The 16,561-nt window shown below is 61.2% G+C and carries 16 protein-coding genes; 6 read left to right on the top strand and 10 right to left on the bottom strand.

The window, feature by feature from the left end; translation table 11 throughout:
• Positions 1-2: 2 nt before the first annotated feature.
• From AC1RNQ_RS08150 to AC1RNQ_RS08135, 4 genes are read right to left on the bottom strand one after another with little or no spacing between them, the layout of a single operon-like run.
• On the bottom strand, positions 3-842 hold the full coding sequence (locus tag AC1RNQ_RS08150) for a phosphoadenosine phosphosulfate reductase family protein (RefSeq protein ID WP_493170344.1): 840 nt from the start codon (positions 840-842) through the stop codon (positions 3-5).
• Positions 839-4,129, bottom strand: coding sequence for a hypothetical protein (locus AC1RNQ_RS08145; protein WP_493170342.1), 3,291 nt, complete (start codon positions 4,127-4,129; stop codon positions 839-841). Before AC1RNQ_RS08145 ends, AC1RNQ_RS08150 begins: the two co-directional genes overlap by 4 nt.
• Positions 4,130-4,143: 14 nt before the next feature.
• Positions 4,144-5,064 (bottom strand): DUF4007 family protein, encoded by a 921-nt coding sequence (locus AC1RNQ_RS08140; RefSeq protein WP_493170341.1) that lies wholly within the window; start codon positions 5,062-5,064, stop codon positions 4,144-4,146.
• A 9-nt stretch (positions 5,065-5,073) separates the two neighbouring features.
• Positions 5,074-6,249: a cysteine desulfurase family protein gene (locus AC1RNQ_RS08135; RefSeq protein ID WP_493170340.1), complete on the bottom strand. Its 1,176-nt coding sequence runs from the start codon at positions 6,247-6,249 to the stop codon at positions 5,074-5,076.
• 60 nt (positions 6,250-6,309) lie between these two features.
• On the opposite strand from AC1RNQ_RS08135, the gene AC1RNQ_RS08130 reads away from it, so the two are divergent.
• The 4 genes from AC1RNQ_RS08130 to AC1RNQ_RS08115 all read left to right on the top strand — a co-directional run bounded on the left by AC1RNQ_RS08130 (position 6,310) and on the right by AC1RNQ_RS08115 (position 9,598).
• Positions 6,310-6,741, top strand: coding sequence for a hypothetical protein (locus AC1RNQ_RS08130; RefSeq protein WP_493170338.1), 432 nt, complete (start codon positions 6,310-6,312; stop codon positions 6,739-6,741).
• Positions 6,741-7,352 (top strand): class I SAM-dependent methyltransferase, encoded by a 612-nt coding sequence (locus AC1RNQ_RS08125; RefSeq protein WP_493170336.1) that lies wholly within the window; start codon positions 6,741-6,743, stop codon positions 7,350-7,352. Before AC1RNQ_RS08130 ends, AC1RNQ_RS08125 begins: the two co-directional genes overlap by 1 nt.
• A 109-nt stretch (positions 7,353-7,461) precedes the next feature.
• Positions 7,462-8,793: an AAA family ATPase gene (locus tag AC1RNQ_RS08120; protein WP_493170335.1), complete on the top strand. Its 1,332-nt coding sequence runs from the start codon at positions 7,462-7,464 to the stop codon at positions 8,791-8,793.
• A complete protein-coding gene (locus tag AC1RNQ_RS08115) occupies positions 8,741-9,598 on the top strand; it encodes a retron system putative HNH endonuclease (RefSeq protein ID WP_493170333.1) in 858 nt (285 codons plus the stop codon). The genes AC1RNQ_RS08120 and AC1RNQ_RS08115 overlap by 53 nt, the downstream gene beginning before the upstream one ends.
• A 132-nt stretch (positions 9,599-9,730) precedes the next feature.
• Here the strand turns inward: AC1RNQ_RS08115 and AC1RNQ_RS08110 are convergent, their stop codons facing one another.
• From AC1RNQ_RS08110 to AC1RNQ_RS08100, 3 genes are all read right to left on the bottom strand, one after another.
• Entirely contained in the window at positions 9,731-10,027 is a 297-nt protein-coding gene (locus tag AC1RNQ_RS08110; RefSeq protein ID WP_493170332.1) for a hypothetical protein, read from the bottom strand.
• A complete protein-coding gene (locus AC1RNQ_RS08105; RefSeq protein ID WP_493170330.1) occupies positions 10,024-10,965 on the bottom strand; it encodes a helix-turn-helix domain-containing protein in 942 nt (313 codons plus the stop codon). Before AC1RNQ_RS08105 ends, AC1RNQ_RS08110 begins: the two co-directional genes overlap by 4 nt.
• A 435-nt stretch (positions 10,966-11,400) precedes the next feature.
• Positions 11,401-12,279 carry a DUF8606 domain-containing protein gene (locus tag AC1RNQ_RS08100; RefSeq protein WP_493170328.1) on the bottom strand — a complete coding sequence of 293 codons (879 nt, stop codon included), beginning with the start codon at positions 12,277-12,279 and terminating at the stop codon, positions 11,401-11,403.
• A 166-nt stretch (positions 12,280-12,445) separates the two neighbouring features.
• Between AC1RNQ_RS08100 and AC1RNQ_RS08095 the strand changes: the two genes are divergently transcribed.
• Positions 12,446-13,465 (top strand): hypothetical protein, encoded by a 1,020-nt coding sequence (locus tag AC1RNQ_RS08095; RefSeq protein WP_493170327.1) that lies wholly within the window; start codon positions 12,446-12,448, stop codon positions 13,463-13,465.
• Positions 13,466-13,577: 112 nt separating this feature from the next.
• Positions 13,578-14,132 (top strand): HEPN family nuclease, encoded by a 555-nt coding sequence (locus AC1RNQ_RS08090; protein ID WP_493170325.1) that lies wholly within the window; start codon positions 13,578-13,580, stop codon positions 14,130-14,132.
• Between the two features lie 146 nt (positions 14,133-14,278).
• On the opposite strand, the gene AC1RNQ_RS08085 is transcribed toward AC1RNQ_RS08090, so the two are convergent.
• Genes AC1RNQ_RS08085 through AC1RNQ_RS08075 form a run of 3 tightly spaced genes read right to left on the bottom strand, consistent with a single transcriptional unit; the run spans position 14,279 to position 16,433 of the window.
• Entirely contained in the window at positions 14,279-14,719 is a 441-nt protein-coding gene (locus AC1RNQ_RS08085; RefSeq protein ID WP_493170323.1) for a hypothetical protein, read from the bottom strand.
• A complete protein-coding gene (locus AC1RNQ_RS08080) occupies positions 14,716-15,105 on the bottom strand; it encodes a DUF5681 domain-containing protein (protein ID WP_493170321.1) in 390 nt (129 codons plus the stop codon). The genes AC1RNQ_RS08085 and AC1RNQ_RS08080 overlap by 4 nt, the downstream gene beginning before the upstream one ends.
• The gene (locus AC1RNQ_RS08075) at positions 15,102-16,433 is read right to left on the bottom strand and encodes a site-specific DNA-methyltransferase (RefSeq protein WP_493170320.1); all 1,332 of its coding nucleotides are present in this window, start codon (positions 16,431-16,433) and stop codon (positions 15,102-15,104) included. The genes AC1RNQ_RS08080 and AC1RNQ_RS08075 overlap by 4 nt, the downstream gene beginning before the upstream one ends.
• Positions 16,434-16,561 lie beyond the last annotated feature (128 nt).

The following is a 16,561-nucleotide window of genomic DNA, read 5'->3' as shown; positions in this document are numbered from 1 at the left end:
GCTCATTTGTGGCAGATGACACAACTGCTTGAGCCTTCGTCGATGCCATAGACATCGTCGATCGTCTCGGCGGTGTTCGCTGAAAGCGGGTTCGCCCGACGATTGCGGCGCAGACGCTCGCGGCGCTTTTCATAGTCTGCCTTGATCTGTTCGACGCGGTCGGGCGCGATTAGCTCTGTCAGGCTTTCGCCCTGGCTCCAGGTGAACGGCGAGCCGTCCTTGAGCGCAGTCTTCTCATAATCGATGGCCTCGGCGAAGCGGTCGGGATGGTTCTCGGCGAGCCGCACCCATTCGATTTTCTGCTGATAGAAGCAGAAGGTGCAACCAGAACGCGATCGCCACCTATAATATTCTGGCTCTCCGACATCGGATTGGTCAAGGATTTCGAGCACGCCGGCGCGGTCTATCCCGGCATCACGCAACGGGAAATGCACGCGCATATTTGGATGGGTCGCCTGATAGCCTTCCCGGCTCGGCTCGTCAGCACGGATCGCGACATAGCTATGGATCGTGGTGCCGGCTTCGAGATCCTCTTTTAGCCAATGCTCGAGCGGGCGCAATTTGAGCTGTCGGGTGCACCAGCGCGTGCGCGGCGAGGGCAAGAAATTGCCATATTCGTCGAGCCAGAAATCAAAGTCGCGATCGGGATTAAGCCGCTGTATCGGCTTGCCTAGAAAGCCCTCGAGCTTGTCCAGAAAATTATAAACCTCCGGCAGCTCCTTGCCTGTGTCGGTGAAGAAATATTCGAGCGGCAAGTGCGGATGGTATTGCCGCATATAGACAGCGAGCGACGCACTGTCGCGACCGCCCGAAATCCCGAGAATATGGCGTTCGCTCGTCATGCTGCTTCCGCCTCATCCTCAGTTTCGGCGGCAAGTGTCGCCACAGCGCGTGCCAGCGCCGCCAGCTGCAAGCGATTGCCTCGTTTGTCCGCGCGGAGCGCCGCAACGAGCTTGTCCGCCATGCCCGCGGCCGCCATCTTTTCCTGGTCGGTGAGAATGAAGCTGCGCATCAGCGGAGGGGCAAGGGGATCGAGGCCGACCACCAGCGCTAACGCCTCGCTATGTGTGCGCCGATCACGCACCACCGCCAGCGCCTCGAGTTCGCGGAAACGTCGGCCATAGCGTGCGATCTCGGTCAGCGCTTCCTCTCGGTCCCGGTCCGACCAGTTGCGCGCCGGACGGTGCAGCAGCACGCTGACCAGGCTTTCAATATCGCCGGTGCCTTGCTCGATCGCCGCCGCGCGGTCGGCGAAGGCGTCGAAATTATAGTCGTTGGTCATGCCCCGGATCAGCTGCGTGCGTTCGCCGATCCCGCCAAAATCCCGGTGGTTGATGCCGAGCGCGCGCCCGAGCGCCACGCGCAGTTCGTCGAGCAGCGCGGGATAGCTCGCCTCTGCAGCGAGGATAGCCTCGAATATGGTTTCCGGTGACAACCGATCGCCCAATGCGCCGGGTAGATCGTCGAACAGCAAACGCTCCGGATCGTCGGCCTTCATGACAACGCTGCGGATCGCTCTGGCGTCCGCGTCGAGCCGCAGCGTTCGTTTGGCGAAAGTCGGGAGTGCCTCGAAGCGACGAAACAGCGCCGCGGCGATCGGCAGCGACGCCGTGCTCTCTCCGACCGCCAACAATTTGGCCAGGCCGCTCAGAAACGCCATTTCGCGAATCGAACGGTCGATGTGGCGCAGCCGGAAGCTGCCCGGCTTCTGCAACAGCCGGTCGACGACGACATCGTCGATCTCGGTCTGGTAGATGCCATCGATATAGACGGCGACGGTGGCGCGGTTCGCCAGCATGTAGGCCAGTGCCAATGCCGGCATGACTCCGCCTTTGATCCCATAGGGCGGGGCGGCCCAGCGCGCATAGATCACATCGAGTGGATCATCGCCTGCCTGATCGAGAACGTCCCATGCCGGTTGCAGCGATTGCCCCTCACGACTGTCGTCAGGCGCCGCGAAGTCGAAACGCCCAGGCTCGACTTCATTGTGCAACCCAAAGGGCTTGAGCACCGTCAGGTAAAGGCCGAGTTCTGCGGGATATTGCGTCATGCCGAGCTGCTTTTCGGCAAATTTACCGACCATGGCATGGGCGAGATCGCGCAGCGCCGCCATGGCATTGGACGACGGCTTGTCGCGCTGGAGCAATTCGCTCTTAAGGATCGGCGCCTTGGCATAGCCGGCATCGGCCAGCATGCTGGCGATGACCGCAAGCGGTTCGCTGTGCGACTTGCCAGGGGCCGGCGAGAGATACCATTTGGCGCATTCGAGCGCCGCCTCTAGCTTGCGGTGCAATTCGTCGATGCAGCGCGACTGCCGCGCGGCGATTTCACGCCGGGCAATACGATCGCCTTCGAGCTGGGGATGCTCGCGAAACACACGTTCTACCGCCATCAGTTCGGCCGCCGCGTTGCGCAGCGCGAAGCTTTCGCTGGCGCCGCCGAGCGCAATGACCCGCCCGCTCGCCTTGAGCGCCTTCGCGGTCGCTTTGGTGAGCGCGTCGGTCGCCTGACGCGGCAAGGTGCCATCGCCGAGCAGCAACAGCATCAGACCGCTGCCCCGCTGGGGACGCGCCAGGATGCGTTCGGCGAGGCCGTCGGCATCGTCGTCGGGCGTCACCACCTGCAGCGCGATCTCGAACGTCCGCAGCGCGCCGGTCATGAAATAATGCCGCTTGGCGGCGGCGAAGCCATAGCCCACCCGCTGCGGAATCCCCTCGAGCTGGAGCGAGTCGACCGGCACCACGGCGCGGCCGATCGCTTCCTCGAGATCGAAATCGCTCCCGGCGAACAGCGCATAGCCGCCGAGGCGGGGCTGGCGGATCAGGATCGCCCAGTCGAGCAGCTCCTTGATCGCCGCCTTGACCGCTTTGGGTGCCGCGCCCGGCACGGCTGCTTCGAGAAAATCGTCGGCTAGCGCGAGGCCCGAACCGTTGCGGAAGAACTCGATGATCGCAGCCGACTTGGTCAGTAGGACATGCAGCCCTTGGCCCTTGGCGCTGGCGCGCTCGATCGCCTCATAGGCGAGGCTGAAACGGCTGCCGTCGTTGCTGGCGGCAAGAGACATGCCGAAATTGGCGGCCATATAGTCCCACAGCATCGCCGGATCGTATGTGCCGCTGCCCTCATCGGCATGCTCGAGAAACTCCTGGAACCCCGATGGCTCGGCCGAGCTCAGGAAACCGAAGACGCTGCGTTCATTCTGCGCGAAGCGTGCCCGTGAGATCGGGCCTAGCAGCAATGCGCTGACCGGGTTGAGCGGCCAGGTATCGGCAAGGGCCTTGGTGAGCACACCGACTTCGGTCGGACGGCGCTTTGCCACCGCCTCGGCGACCAGTTCGGCGCGTTCGACGGCATTGGCTGGATGTTCGGCCGCGATAGCGCGACCAAGCAGCGCCACGGTCTCATCGGCGCCAGAGAGGAACGCGATATCCTGAAAACGGCCCTGGACCTTGGCCCATTCCTGGCGGGCATCGCGGGCCGCACGTGCGGCATATTGCTCGAACGACTGGTGGAGGATGCCGATGACGACCAGCCGGCCTTTGCTGCGTGTCGCGCGCTCGGCGAGGTCCTGCAGCAAATGCACATCGCCGCCCTCGAGCGCTTCATGCTCGAGCAGCTTGCCGAGTTCGTCGAGGATCAGCAGCGTACCGCTCGACGCGGCTTCGCCGCTCGGAATCAGCGCGGCAATCAGGGCGTCGTCGCTCGCGCCATAGTCAGCGGCCTGCGCCGAGCTCCAGTCGAGCGCGATCGTCGCAGCTTCGACGATCGCGTCGCGCAACCGGGTCCGGCTGCCAGTAATTGCAACAACCTTCCAGCGACCCTTGGGTTCGGGAAACGCTTCGATATAGAGCCGGCTCAGGGCTTCGCCGGCAATGTCGCGCGCGATCTTGCGATTGCCCTTGGCCCCGGCGACCAGATTGGCGACAAGCAGCGCGGCGCTGGATTTGCCGCCGCCATATGGTCCGGTCCAGGTGTAGGCACCCTGGTGACTGTCGCACTGGCTGTCGGCGAGGGTGGTCAGCGCTTTGGCGACGCTGGCCTGCAATACATAACCAACAAGCGGCGGCGTGCCATTGAGGTCGGCATCGAGCCGAGCCGAGCGTGCGAACCGCCGGTCGATCGTCACCATAGAAGAAAGCTTGGTCATGCCGCAGCCCTTAGGCCGGACCGCGGATAGGCGAGGTCGAGCGTGCGCATCGCATCGAATGCCGCCGTCCGCTGAATCTGGCGCAAGCCGGCCGTATCGACCCATTGCCACGCGCCGTCAGTCAGGTCGTCGAGCCGCATCAGGCGCGTGATCACGCTGTCTTCGTCGAGTTTAAACACGCGGCCGGGCGAACCCGGCGCATAGCAAATCTGCTCCGCGGTTAGTGTTGTCGATCCGCCTGAGCGGTCCCAGTAATCGCCGAGCGCATAGGCGAAGACCGCGTCGTGCAGGCTGGGCTTGGGGCCACGCACGAATTCATACCAACCGCCCAGACGCGCTTCGCGGATGATCGCGAGCTCGGCGAGCAGAGGCTCGGCGGCATCTTCATTGAAGCTGTCGCCGCGCCGGACATAGCTGCGCAGAAAGACTTCGATGTCGCGCTTAAGCGTTCCGCGCGTTGCGCGCCAGCCATTGACTTCGACCAGCGCGAATAATTCTTCGACCAGCATCGCCGGATCGAATTCGATCGCGCTGAGGTGATTGAAGGCATAATAGGCGGTAGTGGTCATGTCCGGCGTGGACGCCACCCGCCAATGCGCGAGCCAGATCGTCGCGGCTTGTTCGAGATAGGGGTCGAGGCCGTTATCGGCGAGGATCGCGCGACCGAGCGGAGTAGGGGAGATTACCCGATCGAGCTCGTTGAAAAAGCCGGTCGCCAGCGCCCAATAGCGCATCGACGCTGCCATATTGCGGCCAACGCCGAAGCGTGCGATAGCTTCTTGTTCCTGGAATGTTCTCGCGTTGGTCCGCTCGCCGACGGCGTCGAACGCCTTTTTCAGCCATAGAAGGCGGAGCGGGAAAGTTTCATGGCCCGCAAACTGCCCTCTCGAATCAAATTTTACTGCTCCCCGCCTCATGCGGGGACCCTACTGGCGAACCTCTCCAGCGGCAAGCTGAGATCGGTTCGCGGCGGCGACAATGCGGTCAGCCGCCATCTCTATCTCATTGATCGCTTGATAGCGATGGCAGTAGATGCGAACGACGTGACTCGCATCACTATCAGAAAAACCAATCGCTTCAAGAACATGCGATTGTTTTATCTGACCAGATGTGCAGGCAGAACCTGTGGAGAGCGATACGTCGCGGGCAACAGACGCGCACAATTGGTCGGCATCGACGTCGGGAAGCTGGAGAACTGCGCTGCCGGGAACAACTTCGGCATCACCGGTGATCCGGCGGAACCGCAATTTGCGCGACGCGAGCCCGTCCAACAGCGTGCCGATCAGCAATTGCCCGTGACGATGATCGCCTTGGAGGCGGGACCGCGCGACCTTGGCGGCAGCCCCGAAGCCAGCGATCAATGCGACCGGTTCGGTGCCGGGACGGATCGCATCCTGTTGGCCACCACCGTGCACCAAGGGCGCGGGTCTGGGGACATGCGCCGCGACATAGAGCGCGCCGACGCCCATCGGACCATAGCATTTGTGCGCCGACAGGCTGAGATAGTCGACATCGAGGTCGAGCACATCGATCGCGATCTTGCCGGCCGCCTGTGCGGCATCGCTGTGCATCAGCCCGCCCGCTGCGTGAACCAACGCTGCGGCCTCGGCGACCGGTTGGATGACCCCGGTCTCATTGTTGACCAGCATGACCGATGCGATCAGCACGTCATTGCCGAGCAAGGCTTCGAAAGCGGCCAGATCGAGCCGGCCGTCTTTATCGACCGGAGCGACGCTGATCGGAAAGCCTTGCTCGGCGAGCATCCGCGCCGGCTCAAGGACCGCCTTATGTTCCACAGCCGAAACGATGATCCGCTTCCGGCTTTGGTCGCGCGCCGCCACACTCTGCGCGACGCCCAGCAGCGCAAGATTATTGGCTTCGGTCGCCCCGGAGGTGAAGATGATCTCGGCGGGCGCCGAGCCGAGCAGCGCGGCGACTTCGACCCGGCCATTGGCGATAATGCTTGCGGCACGTTCCCCAGCGGCATTGGGCGAGCCGGCGTTGCCGGGCTGCTCCCAGGCCGCCAGGATTGCATTGCGCGCCTCGGGGGCGAGCGGCAGTGTCGCGAAACCGTCGAGATAAATTGGCGCTGCCATCGTCATGCACACCCGCGCACGGCAAGACGTGCTGTGCTAAGCGAACAGGAGAGGAGCGCATGATTCATGAGTGATGATGTAGCCGCTACGACCGCCGATCAGAAGGTGATTTACGAGCAGCGCTGCGAAGATTTTCGCTCGCTCAACGGATTTCTTTGGCAATCGCCGCTGATCATCATGTCACTGACCGGCGGTTTGTGGTTCGCGGTGGCGAGCTTCGCGCTCAGCGACGCGGCGCGGACGATGCTGCTCGTCTTCGCCGGACTGGCCAATCTTCTGATGATCGGTGCGCTCATCCGTCTGCGCTGGGTTATGCAAAGCGTCCTCACCGATATTCACGGCTATGATAAAAGGCATAAGGTTGGTGGCAACTACATCATTGTCGGGATCTTCTCGTTGCTGCTGCTCATGACAGCGTTCGGCTCGTTCGTCGCGAGCTGCGACCCGGCGGCTTACTTCACAAGGCCCGCAGCGACAGACAATAAGGCGGGCGATTGATGGCCTTGTCCGATCGCTTGGCCGCCCACGAATATTATGACCGGGACGCCGCCGGCTATGCTGTGCGCTATGATTCCGTGACCTTCAACGCCGTCCATCCTCTGTTGTCGCTCTATTTGCCCTCGACAGGCTCAGCCCTAGACATCGGAGCTGGCAGCGGGCGCGACGCGCGTGCAATGTCCGAGCACGGGCTCGACGTCACCGCGGTCGAACCGTCCGCCGGCCTGCGGGCGATCGGGGCGGCGAGCGACCCTCGCATTCGCTGGATCGACGACCGTCTGCCGGACCTGTTGAGCATGGCGGATCACGCTGGCCGCTTTGATTTCATCCTCTGCTCAGCGGTGCTGATGCTGGTCTCTCCAGCTGACCTCGCTGCCAGCTTTGCGACGATGGCACGACTTCTGGCACCGGCCGGCCGGATCGGGATTAATATTCGCCAACCTATGGCTAATGAACCAGCCGATCTGTTTTTTGCTCATTTGGATGACGCGATCCTGGCGGCCGTAGCTGCAGCCGAACTCCGCCCTCTCGACAGGGCCGAGGCTAAAGATGCGCTGGGCCGGGTACGCTATCGCTGGCGCAGCTTCATCTTCGAGCGCTCAAGGACCTGACGTTGATCACATCAATGCGTCGAAATGGCTGCAACTCGCTTGTCGCATAGACTGTGAGCTTCGCAAACGAAGGCAGCTCTGCTAGGCTTTGACCCAATAAGGAGCGCGAATGCTGCATTTGAAGTCGATCGAGATTCGCAACTTCCGTGCTATCACGCACGCCAAGGTGCCTCTCGACCCTTATCTGACCGTCCTCGTCGGTGAGAATGCTGCTGGCAAAACGGCAATTCTCGACGCGATAGGTGCAGCATTGTCGCCCTTGGTCGACGGGGGGCAACCTCGACTTTCTCGAAGCGTGGAGCCCAAAGATTTTCGCGTAACTGGCCTAGCCGATCCGCTCGGTGAAGTGGTTCGCGAAGAGTGGATCAGGCTCAAAGTCGAAGCGAGCGACGGCGATTGGGAGTGCGAATTCCATTTAGATGATAACCCTCGGCGCCGCACTGTTCGGGGGGAAGTGAGTGGGCTCGCGCGCCGGCAGTACCGTGAAATGATCAAGCACGACGATACAGAGGTGCCTGTGATCGCTAGCTACGGTGCGGACCGCGCTACGCCGCCTAGCCGCACCGCAGCTTCTGCTGCTACAGCCAGGCGTCTTGCGGGCTCACTCGGGCGTGTCGGAGGATACGTCGGCGCGTTGGAAAGCCGTGCGGTGTATGACGAGGCTGTTGAGTGGTTTGAGGCAATCGAGAATTTAGAGCTACGCAGCAATCGTGAAGCTCCAGGACGATATCGCGACCACCGGCTTGACGCGGTGCGCAAAGCCGTCTCGCAGTTGGTACCCGAGCTCGGTAATTTGCGGATGGTCGGTCTTCCCCCGCGCTTGATGCTTGATGCGAAACTGCCTGGGCGTCCGCCGGAAAGCTTGTCGGTCGACCAGCTCAGTGGCGGTTACCGTGCGATGCTTGCACTGGTGATCGACCTCGCGAGGCGGATGGCGGATCTCAATCCAGATGCGCCTGATCCGTTGAGCGTCGGCGGCGTTGTACTTATCGATGAGATTGATCTGCACCTTCATCCGAAGTGGCAGCAACTTGTAGTCAGCAGCCTGCGAAACATGTTCCCCGCAGTTCAGTTCATCCTGACGACCCACAGCCCACAGGTCCTGACCACCATTGAACCGCACAATATACTCAATCTCTCCTGGCATGACGGGCGCCTTGTCGAAGACGACGTGCCATCTACCTCCGGCGCGGAGTCAGGGCGATTGATGTCTGAACTCATGGGCGTGGAAGAGCGGCCTCCTGCCAGCATTTCTAAATTCGTACGCGACCTTGAGCACTACCGAAATCTCGTCGCGCATGGGCAATGGGAGACGACAAAAGCCACTGACCTTCTGGAACAGCTCCGAAAAGAATCGCCGGATGATCCTGTGCTTGGGGCACTGGATCTTGAGCGTCGGCGCCTTGAAGGCCAAAAGCGGCGCGAAACGGGTGAAGCATAGCTCGCCCCTGCCGGCGCAGCCACAGTTGCTGGCGAACTATCTTGCTGATGGTGCGGCTCCTAGCTGGAGGCAGTTCCGCAATGAACAGCGGGACGCTTACGATGAGCTTTGCGCCGCCCTGTATCAGCGCCAACGTGGTCTTTGTGCTTTTTGCGAGATTGACCTCAAGACAAGCGTGGATACAAATGCGCGCGAAGTCGAGCACTGGCGTCCAAAGTCCCTCGATATTCCGCCTTCGACGAGGTGGACTTTCGGCATCGACAATCTTCAGCTTGGCTGTCTCGGAGGTACGCGCCGCCATCCCGAAGCAGACAGGGACCGAACCGGAAACCCGGAGCCAGGCCCAAATTTAAGCTGCGGTGCTCTGAAAGCCAATTCCGACCCCGCTCAAGGCGTAGAAGAAATCATTCCTTATCGTCCTGAAGAGATCCCAGAGTTGCCGGTCATTTTTACCGTAAGCGATGACGGTGCTATCAGGCCGACCGGCGATTGCGCAGCCCATGGAATTGACGCGACACGGCTATCGATCACAATCGAGTTTCTGGGATTAAATTGCACACGCCTCAAAAACGCTCGGCGGGCAATCCGACAGGCACTCGATGACGCCTTAGCAACTTCCTTAATCGAAGTTGGCGAGGGATCAAATGAAGCTCGCTTCGACGCGACGATTCTGGAGCTAGCACAGGACTTAGCTCCACCAGAGCAGGGCGACTTACCGCGATTCATCACGACCTTGCGTGGATATTTTGGTGACGCGTTAGATCCAGTGCTGTTACCGCAACCAGGCTGGTCCACGGGCGGCTGATCTTAGATGCCAGTGCTAAGAAGAAGAATGCACCCCGCTCTTAGGAGACTGCGGGATCCAGCTGCCCCGACATATGCCGCTACCGTGACTGCCATCTTTTTTTCCTCCCCGCGTGATCCTGCAAAGCGCCTGTTAGTGACGCCAACAGGCCGTGATGACGACACCATCGTCAGCGACGATGGCATAAGCTGCGCGATAGCGCTCGAAATGCCGCGCCTCGCGGCCGAGATAGGCGGCAAATTTTTTCCATGAGCGTTTGGTAAAATAGCAAGTCTCTGCGCCCGATCCCGATCGTGCCCGGTCGCCAAAATCCAGCAGCGCATCGATTACCGAGGCCGGGATCGAGCGCTCACGGCTGCGATGATCAGCATGGCGCGACAGCCGCGTCGCCCGGCCGGCACTGCAACCGGCCTGAACGGCGGCGCTCACAGCCCGAGCTCCCCAAGGCCAAGCGTCTCCAGCCATTCGGCGTTGCGCTTGCCAATCTCGGCGGCGCGCTCCTCGACCCACTTCGCCCGTGCTTCGCCCATCGCCGGTTCGCGCAGCTCTTTGGGGATCTCATGAAGCCCGACACGCCCGGCGACGACCGCTTCCGCCGGTTCTGCTGCGCCTGCCAGATAGGCGATCGCCTCGGCGCGACAGATCTCGTAGCTGGGCCCATAGCCGTCCGACCAATAGCTGAAACTGTCGGGCTCGGCGCCGTCGCCCTGGACCGCAGCCAGTCGCTCACGAACCTGCGACACGAACGGATTTTCCGCGCCGTCGTCATAATCCATCGGGCGTGTGTCGACAAAATCGTCACCCGTATCGAGGAGGTCGCCGCGAACATCGCAGGCGGCGATCGAACTCCGCTCGCGTTCCTCTATCTCTTCGCCATTCCAGTCATTGACCATCCGTTCGCTGACATGGGGAAAATGTCGGCCGAGATCGGAAATCTGGTTGCGCGCGACATCGAGCGCGTCGAGTCGGGCGCTGCGTTCTTTCAGCGTCTCGGCGGCGACTACATGGAACATCAGCGGCGCCAGTTCGAGAATGTCGAGCGCCTTTACCCCATAGCGTTTGCTGACCAAGGTCAGGGCATTGCGGGTCTCGTGCGAGATGCGGACATTCAGCTGAGACCGGAACGAGAAGGCCGTCTCGATATCGGCCTCCGCGTCGTCGGCAACCGCAGCGGTGAGCGCGTCGGGCTCGAGCTTGAAGATCGCGGCGAGCCGATTCACGACATGGTCGGCGTTGCGCTTCATCCGACCGGTTTCGATCCGATGCAGCGTCGCCTTGTTGACCCCGGATTTACGGGCGAGGTCATCGAGACTGAGCTTGAGCCTCAGCCGCTCGCGTTTCGCGGTACTTGGATTGATAAGTGCCATCACGTCCTCCTGATGACCCCGTTATGCCGACGAGTCGATAGCAACTATATAGGCATCTCGCCTCAAAACCTATCTATTGCTAGCACATGTCCAAGGTAGCTTGCCAACGAAACTGCTCTTGCTAGCATCGCGCGATACGTTGGGCTTCGATTGGGGATAATCATGCGCATGTTTGTCGGCACGTTGTATGCGGCCGGCCGGCGTGGGTCCGATCGAGGGCGGTCAGCGCAGCGGGTCTTCTGTTCGCACCGCGCGGCGTCCGCGGTTATGGAAAGCGGGCAAATTGGATGGGGGCAAACGCGTGATCGAAATCGAACCGGTGCTGGCATCATTGGGCAAGCGCCGCCCGATCTTCCATTCAGAGGCCGATCTCCAGCACGAATTGGCGCACGAGCCGCGCCGACACGATCGACGCCGCGTTCGACCTGTCCGATCTCAGCAATCTGACCGGCACCCGCGGCTGGGCGGTGGCCGCAGGGGCAGGCACCACCAAGGGACGCGCCGACCCTTTGATCGTCTCGGCCGGCCATCGATCACCGCGTCCCGAGCGATCACCGCGCTCTCAGTGACGATGCCATGGCCGACATAGCCAGAACCTTTCTGATAAGCGTAAATCGGCGCCCCAGGCTCCAGTTTGTCAAGCGGTCCTGAATAGACGCGGCCGCCGCCTGCGGCAATGAAGCCGAGCCGCCGCATATCCTCCCAGGCTCGCGAAGGGCCATCACCTACATTCACGTACCAGATGCCCGACCAAGGCGCTTTCGCCCGCCGCTCGGTGCGCTCGACGACCTCCTCCTGATCGATGAGCCAGTCGGCGGCGAGATACTGGCCCCGTCCATCGCCGAAGACCGTGAAGAAGGCCGTGTTGATGCCGACGTCGTGGATACGCGCGAGATATTCCACGATCCGCTGCGAAGCCGGATCGAGTGCGCTCGCGACGATCACCATTGAGTGGCTGGCATTCAGCGGCTCTGGCGGCGGCGCGCCGAATGTCTTTTCAAAGGTTTCGACAAAAGTGCTCGCTTTCGCAACCAGGTAATTGTCCGCCAGCGCGTAGATGGCCGGCGTGTCGAGTCCGGAAACCCAGCTCGCATAATCCAGGACCTGGGCGACGATATCGCGCGGGGTGCGATCGCGTTTCAGTTCGATCACGGTGACCGATCCCTCGGCATTTATTGCCACCAAATCGATCCGCCCCTGGTGCGGCGCTACCACCTGCCTGCCGATGATGAGCAGCGAGGCATCCAGGATCGCGATATCGTCTTCGAGCCACTTCTCGAGACGATCTTCCCCGTCGAGCCGTTCCGCCGCCATCGGCAGGAGCCTGTTGCCGTCGATACTCCACAGCTTAGTTACATATCTTCCCCTGTCGTTGGCTGGTCTCTCGCGGGCCGGCCCCGCTCAGTTCCGGCACATGCGCCCGCCGCCGCTGCGCTTCCGGCATCCTTGCCATTGTGCGTCTCGTCTCTAGATGGTTGCTATGACCAAAATATTCTTCTCCTGGCAGAGCGACGTAGCACCGAATGCGAATACGCGCGCTATTCGAGCCGCCGTCAAAGCGGCGGCGGCGGCGATGACCCAGAAGTTCGGCGAGCCGGTGACCTCGGATGAAGCGACAAGAGATGTGGCGGGCTCGCCCTATATCCCCGGAAAACTGGCCGAGAAGCTTCGGAGCAGCGACATCTTCGTCGGCGATATCACCTCGATAGCGGTGATGCCGGATGGCAAAAGCCTTCCCAATCCGAATGTCACGTTCGAACTCGGGCTTGCCGCTGCCCACCTTGGCTGGGACCGTATTATCTTGCTGTTCAACGACACCATCTCGACGTTTGACAAGCTGCCTTTCGACTTCGACCGTCATCGAATATCGCGATACAAGATGGCGGAAAAGGAGAAGCCGATAGCCGCCGAGCAGAAGAAGCTGACAGCTCTCGTGACGTTGGCTGTCGAGACCATCCTCGATCAGGAACCGCTCCGGCCACGCGATCTCGAAGGAAAATCGGAAGCCGAGATCAAGCTCGAACGCGATGTGGTGAACCTTCGTTGGTTCTTTCGTCACATCAGCATCGACATGCTCGGCATGCATGTTCAGGAGATGCCCGACCGGCTTCACTATTTCGCGATCGTCATGAGCGACGGCCTTGAGCCGCTGATCGAAAGCCCGAGCTTCCGGCTATACGACCAGCCCCTCGAAGATCAGTTGCGGTCGCTCTTTCATGACCTCAAGGCCTCTCTCGGCTTCGATCATGTCTATCGCGACACCAGTTCGCCTTGGGTGCATGCGCTTGGTGTTCCCGGCCCCCACCGCAACTTCGAGCAGGAAATGAAGATTGCTAATGACATCAGGATGATTGTCTCATCCTTGGCCGGGACGCTCACCTCGGTGGTTGCGAGGGTTCGGAATCAATATCTCGAGATCGATCTCGACGAGACGAGCCGGGATTTCGCCAGATCTTATCAGAAGCTCGTCGACGACACCGAACGTCAGATCGGAACATGAGGCCAGGGGCGCAGACGAGGGTGAACAGGATATGATTCCGAACCGCTTCGTCGTCGAATATCCCCGGCGGTGCCTCGCGCTGCTCGACTGACTTGCGCCCGAAGCGGAGGGGATGGATCTGACCGGCACATTTTCGGTCATGCTGGCCTCCTCGATGCTCACGGTCCCGTTCGAGAGGCTGCAAGCCCGCCATCCAATGCACAACGGCTATGATGAACTGGCCGACGCAATGCGGCAGTTCGCGAAGATGCGATGGGTGGAAGCCGAACTTCTGGCAGACGCCGCGTCGGCGGAATGGAAATTCGCTCGCATTGTCAGCAATCCCAACGAAGTCAGCGCCTCGCGAGACGCGGAGGATCGACCGACGATGTCGCCGGAGGCTAATACCATCGAACGCCGCAAGGTCTCGGAGGTACTACGCGTCCTGCGCAACGCGCTGGCCCACGGCAACATCGTCTACCTGAACGCTCAGGGCTATGAGGTTGCCGGAACGCGAGTGGAGTATCTTGGTTTCCTCTCCCGTTACGAGGAAAGTCAAGCACAGCGGGACGAGGCGGAAACATATCGAGTTGTGGCGGTGCGCGAGGCTCATTTCCTGAAATTCGTTCGACTCTGGGCTGAATGGATCTCGACGTTCGACACCAACGACGACCTTCGTACCGATTGAGAGTCTTTCATCATTCGCTCTGGTTATCGTAATAGCCGATCCAGTAAGAGATCCAATGTCTGCATTTCGCGATTTGGGCTCATTAGCGGAAAGTCCGTAACCGGCCACGAACTGCCGGAGACCGCGTTTCGTCTGTAGCCGATGCGTCAATCGCCGACAAAATCCTTGCGCATGGCCTTGTTCCTGCGGAACTCCTCAAGCGTCTTTCCCTGACGCGATGCGCCTTCGGCGTATGAGCGGTCGGCAAGCCTGCGCTTGTGCCGCTCGGGAAGGCTGTCGTTGAGCAGATCGAACATGCGCTGCTCGAAGTGCCACTCCTCCAGATACTGTGCCTTGAGCCGGTCGTCACGGCACCGACGATATTTGCGTGCAAAATAGGTGACGCTTTCCTGCGCGTCGCCCATGCGCGCGAACCGGTGATCCCAGAACTCCTTCTCCTGCTCGTCGGCAGGACCTTCGATATCAACGGTCCCCTTGCGAAGGTTGAGGATGACGTGGTCGGGATGCGGTACAGGATCTGGCTCGTCGATGTTGAACTGCCGCCGGCGTTTCAGCTCGGCGGTCCACCGCTTCTTGTACTCGATCATGGTGTCGAGAAGCTGCAACTGGCCTTCGTGCCGCTTCGCTTCGATGGCGCCACCATGTCGGCGAGCTGCTTCTGGGCGAGCCGGCTTCCTTTCATCGCCGATATCGCCAGCGCCCGCGTCGATGCCTGGATCGCCGGCAATTCGATCATCCGATCGCCCTCGCGGATGGATACCAGCCGATACGCTTCCTCCAGCACAAGGCCATCGGTCGGCTGGTGGGACGGATTAAAAGAAGGCTTGGACTGGCGGGACTTCTTCGGCCGACCTCTCGGATTGCCGGACTGCCCCTTCTGGAACCGGTGTTCGACCGGTGGCTGGCAATAACCCACGGTGGCAGGGACAAGGGCAGTGGACAGGGCCTTGCTGTCCCGGTCCTCGCTGCTCATTCGGCGGCCTCCACCGCCCCGAGCGGACGTGCGTAAGCGACGTCCTCGAAGCAGGCCCCGCTCGCCGCCAGCGTTGCTCGTTTCCCGGTAAGCTGCTCCCAGCGCCGGACGATGGTGTCGCAGTAGATGGGGTCGTACTCGACAAGGCGAGCACTGCGCCCGGTCTTCTCGGCCGCGATCAGCGTTGACCCTGAGCCCCCGAAAGCGTCGAGAATGATCTCACCGCGCCGCGAGCAATCGCGTATCGCGTCGGCAATAAGCGCGACCGGCTTGACCGTGGGATGCATGGCGAGCTCGTCCCCGCGGTTCGCACCGATGCTGCTGATGCCGGCATAGTCCCATACGTTGGTCCGATAGCGACCGGTCTCGCCAAGGCCGAAGCTGTTCGTGTGTTCGGCGCTGCCCTGCTTGAACACGAAGATCAGCTCGTGCTTCGAGCGATAGAAGGCACCCATGCCGCCGTTGGTCCTGTTCCACACGACAAGGTTCTTGAGTTCGGTAAACGCCGACCGGCCCGCCGCGAGCAGTTCGCCCATATGGCGCCAGTCCATGCACACGAATGCGATAGCGCCGTCGCGCATCACGCTGCTCATGTTACCCAACGTTTCGATGAGGAAGCGCACGAACTGGTCTTCGCTCATCTCGCCGGTCGCCATCGCGAACTCACGATGCTTGACCGATCCCAGGCCGCAGACATTGCCGTCGATCTTCACATTATAGGGCGGATCGGTGAACACCATGTCGGCGCGCTCATTCTGCATCAGCAGTGCTAGGTGATCAGACCGGCGTGCATCGCCACACAGCAGGCGGTGGCGACCGAGCAGCCAGACGTCACCCATCAAGCTTACAGGGGTTCCCGATATCTCGGGAACATGATCCTCGGGTGCATCGGAGCCAGCGGGATCGCTGTCCCCGGCCTCGTCCAAGACAAAATCAACCTCAGCCAGACTGAACCCGGTCAGCTCGACGTCGAAGTCGAGGTCGATCAGGCCCTGCAGTTCGATCGAGAGCATCTCCTTGTCCCAGCCGGCATTGAGCGCGAGCTTGTTGTCGGCGAGCACATAGGCCCGGCGTTCGGCATCGTTCAGATGCGACAGCGCCAGGGTCGGAACCTTACGCAAGCCGAGCAGCTTCGCCGCCTCGACGCGTCCGTGACCGGCGATGATCTCGCCATCATCGGATACCAGCACCGGGTTGGTGAAGCCGAAGCGCTCGATCGACGCTGCGATCTGTTTGACCTGCTTTTTCGAATGGGCGCGCGCGTTGCGCGCATATGGTCGCAGCGACGCAATATCGCGTTCGACCAGCTGTGACGATGCCTGGATCATGATGCCCCTGTCCTGTTGATTTGCCCAGATCGGACATAGGAACAAAAAGGGGCATTAGAAGGACATTAAAAGGAACAATATCGCTCGAAATGCACGGCTTGCCGCAATTTTGTGGTTGCCGGCTCCGA

The sequence above is a fragment of the Sphingopyxis sp. GW821-FHT12F08 genome (genome assembly GCF_058806755.1).
This window is presented reverse-complemented; position numbering and strand designations above follow the sequence as displayed.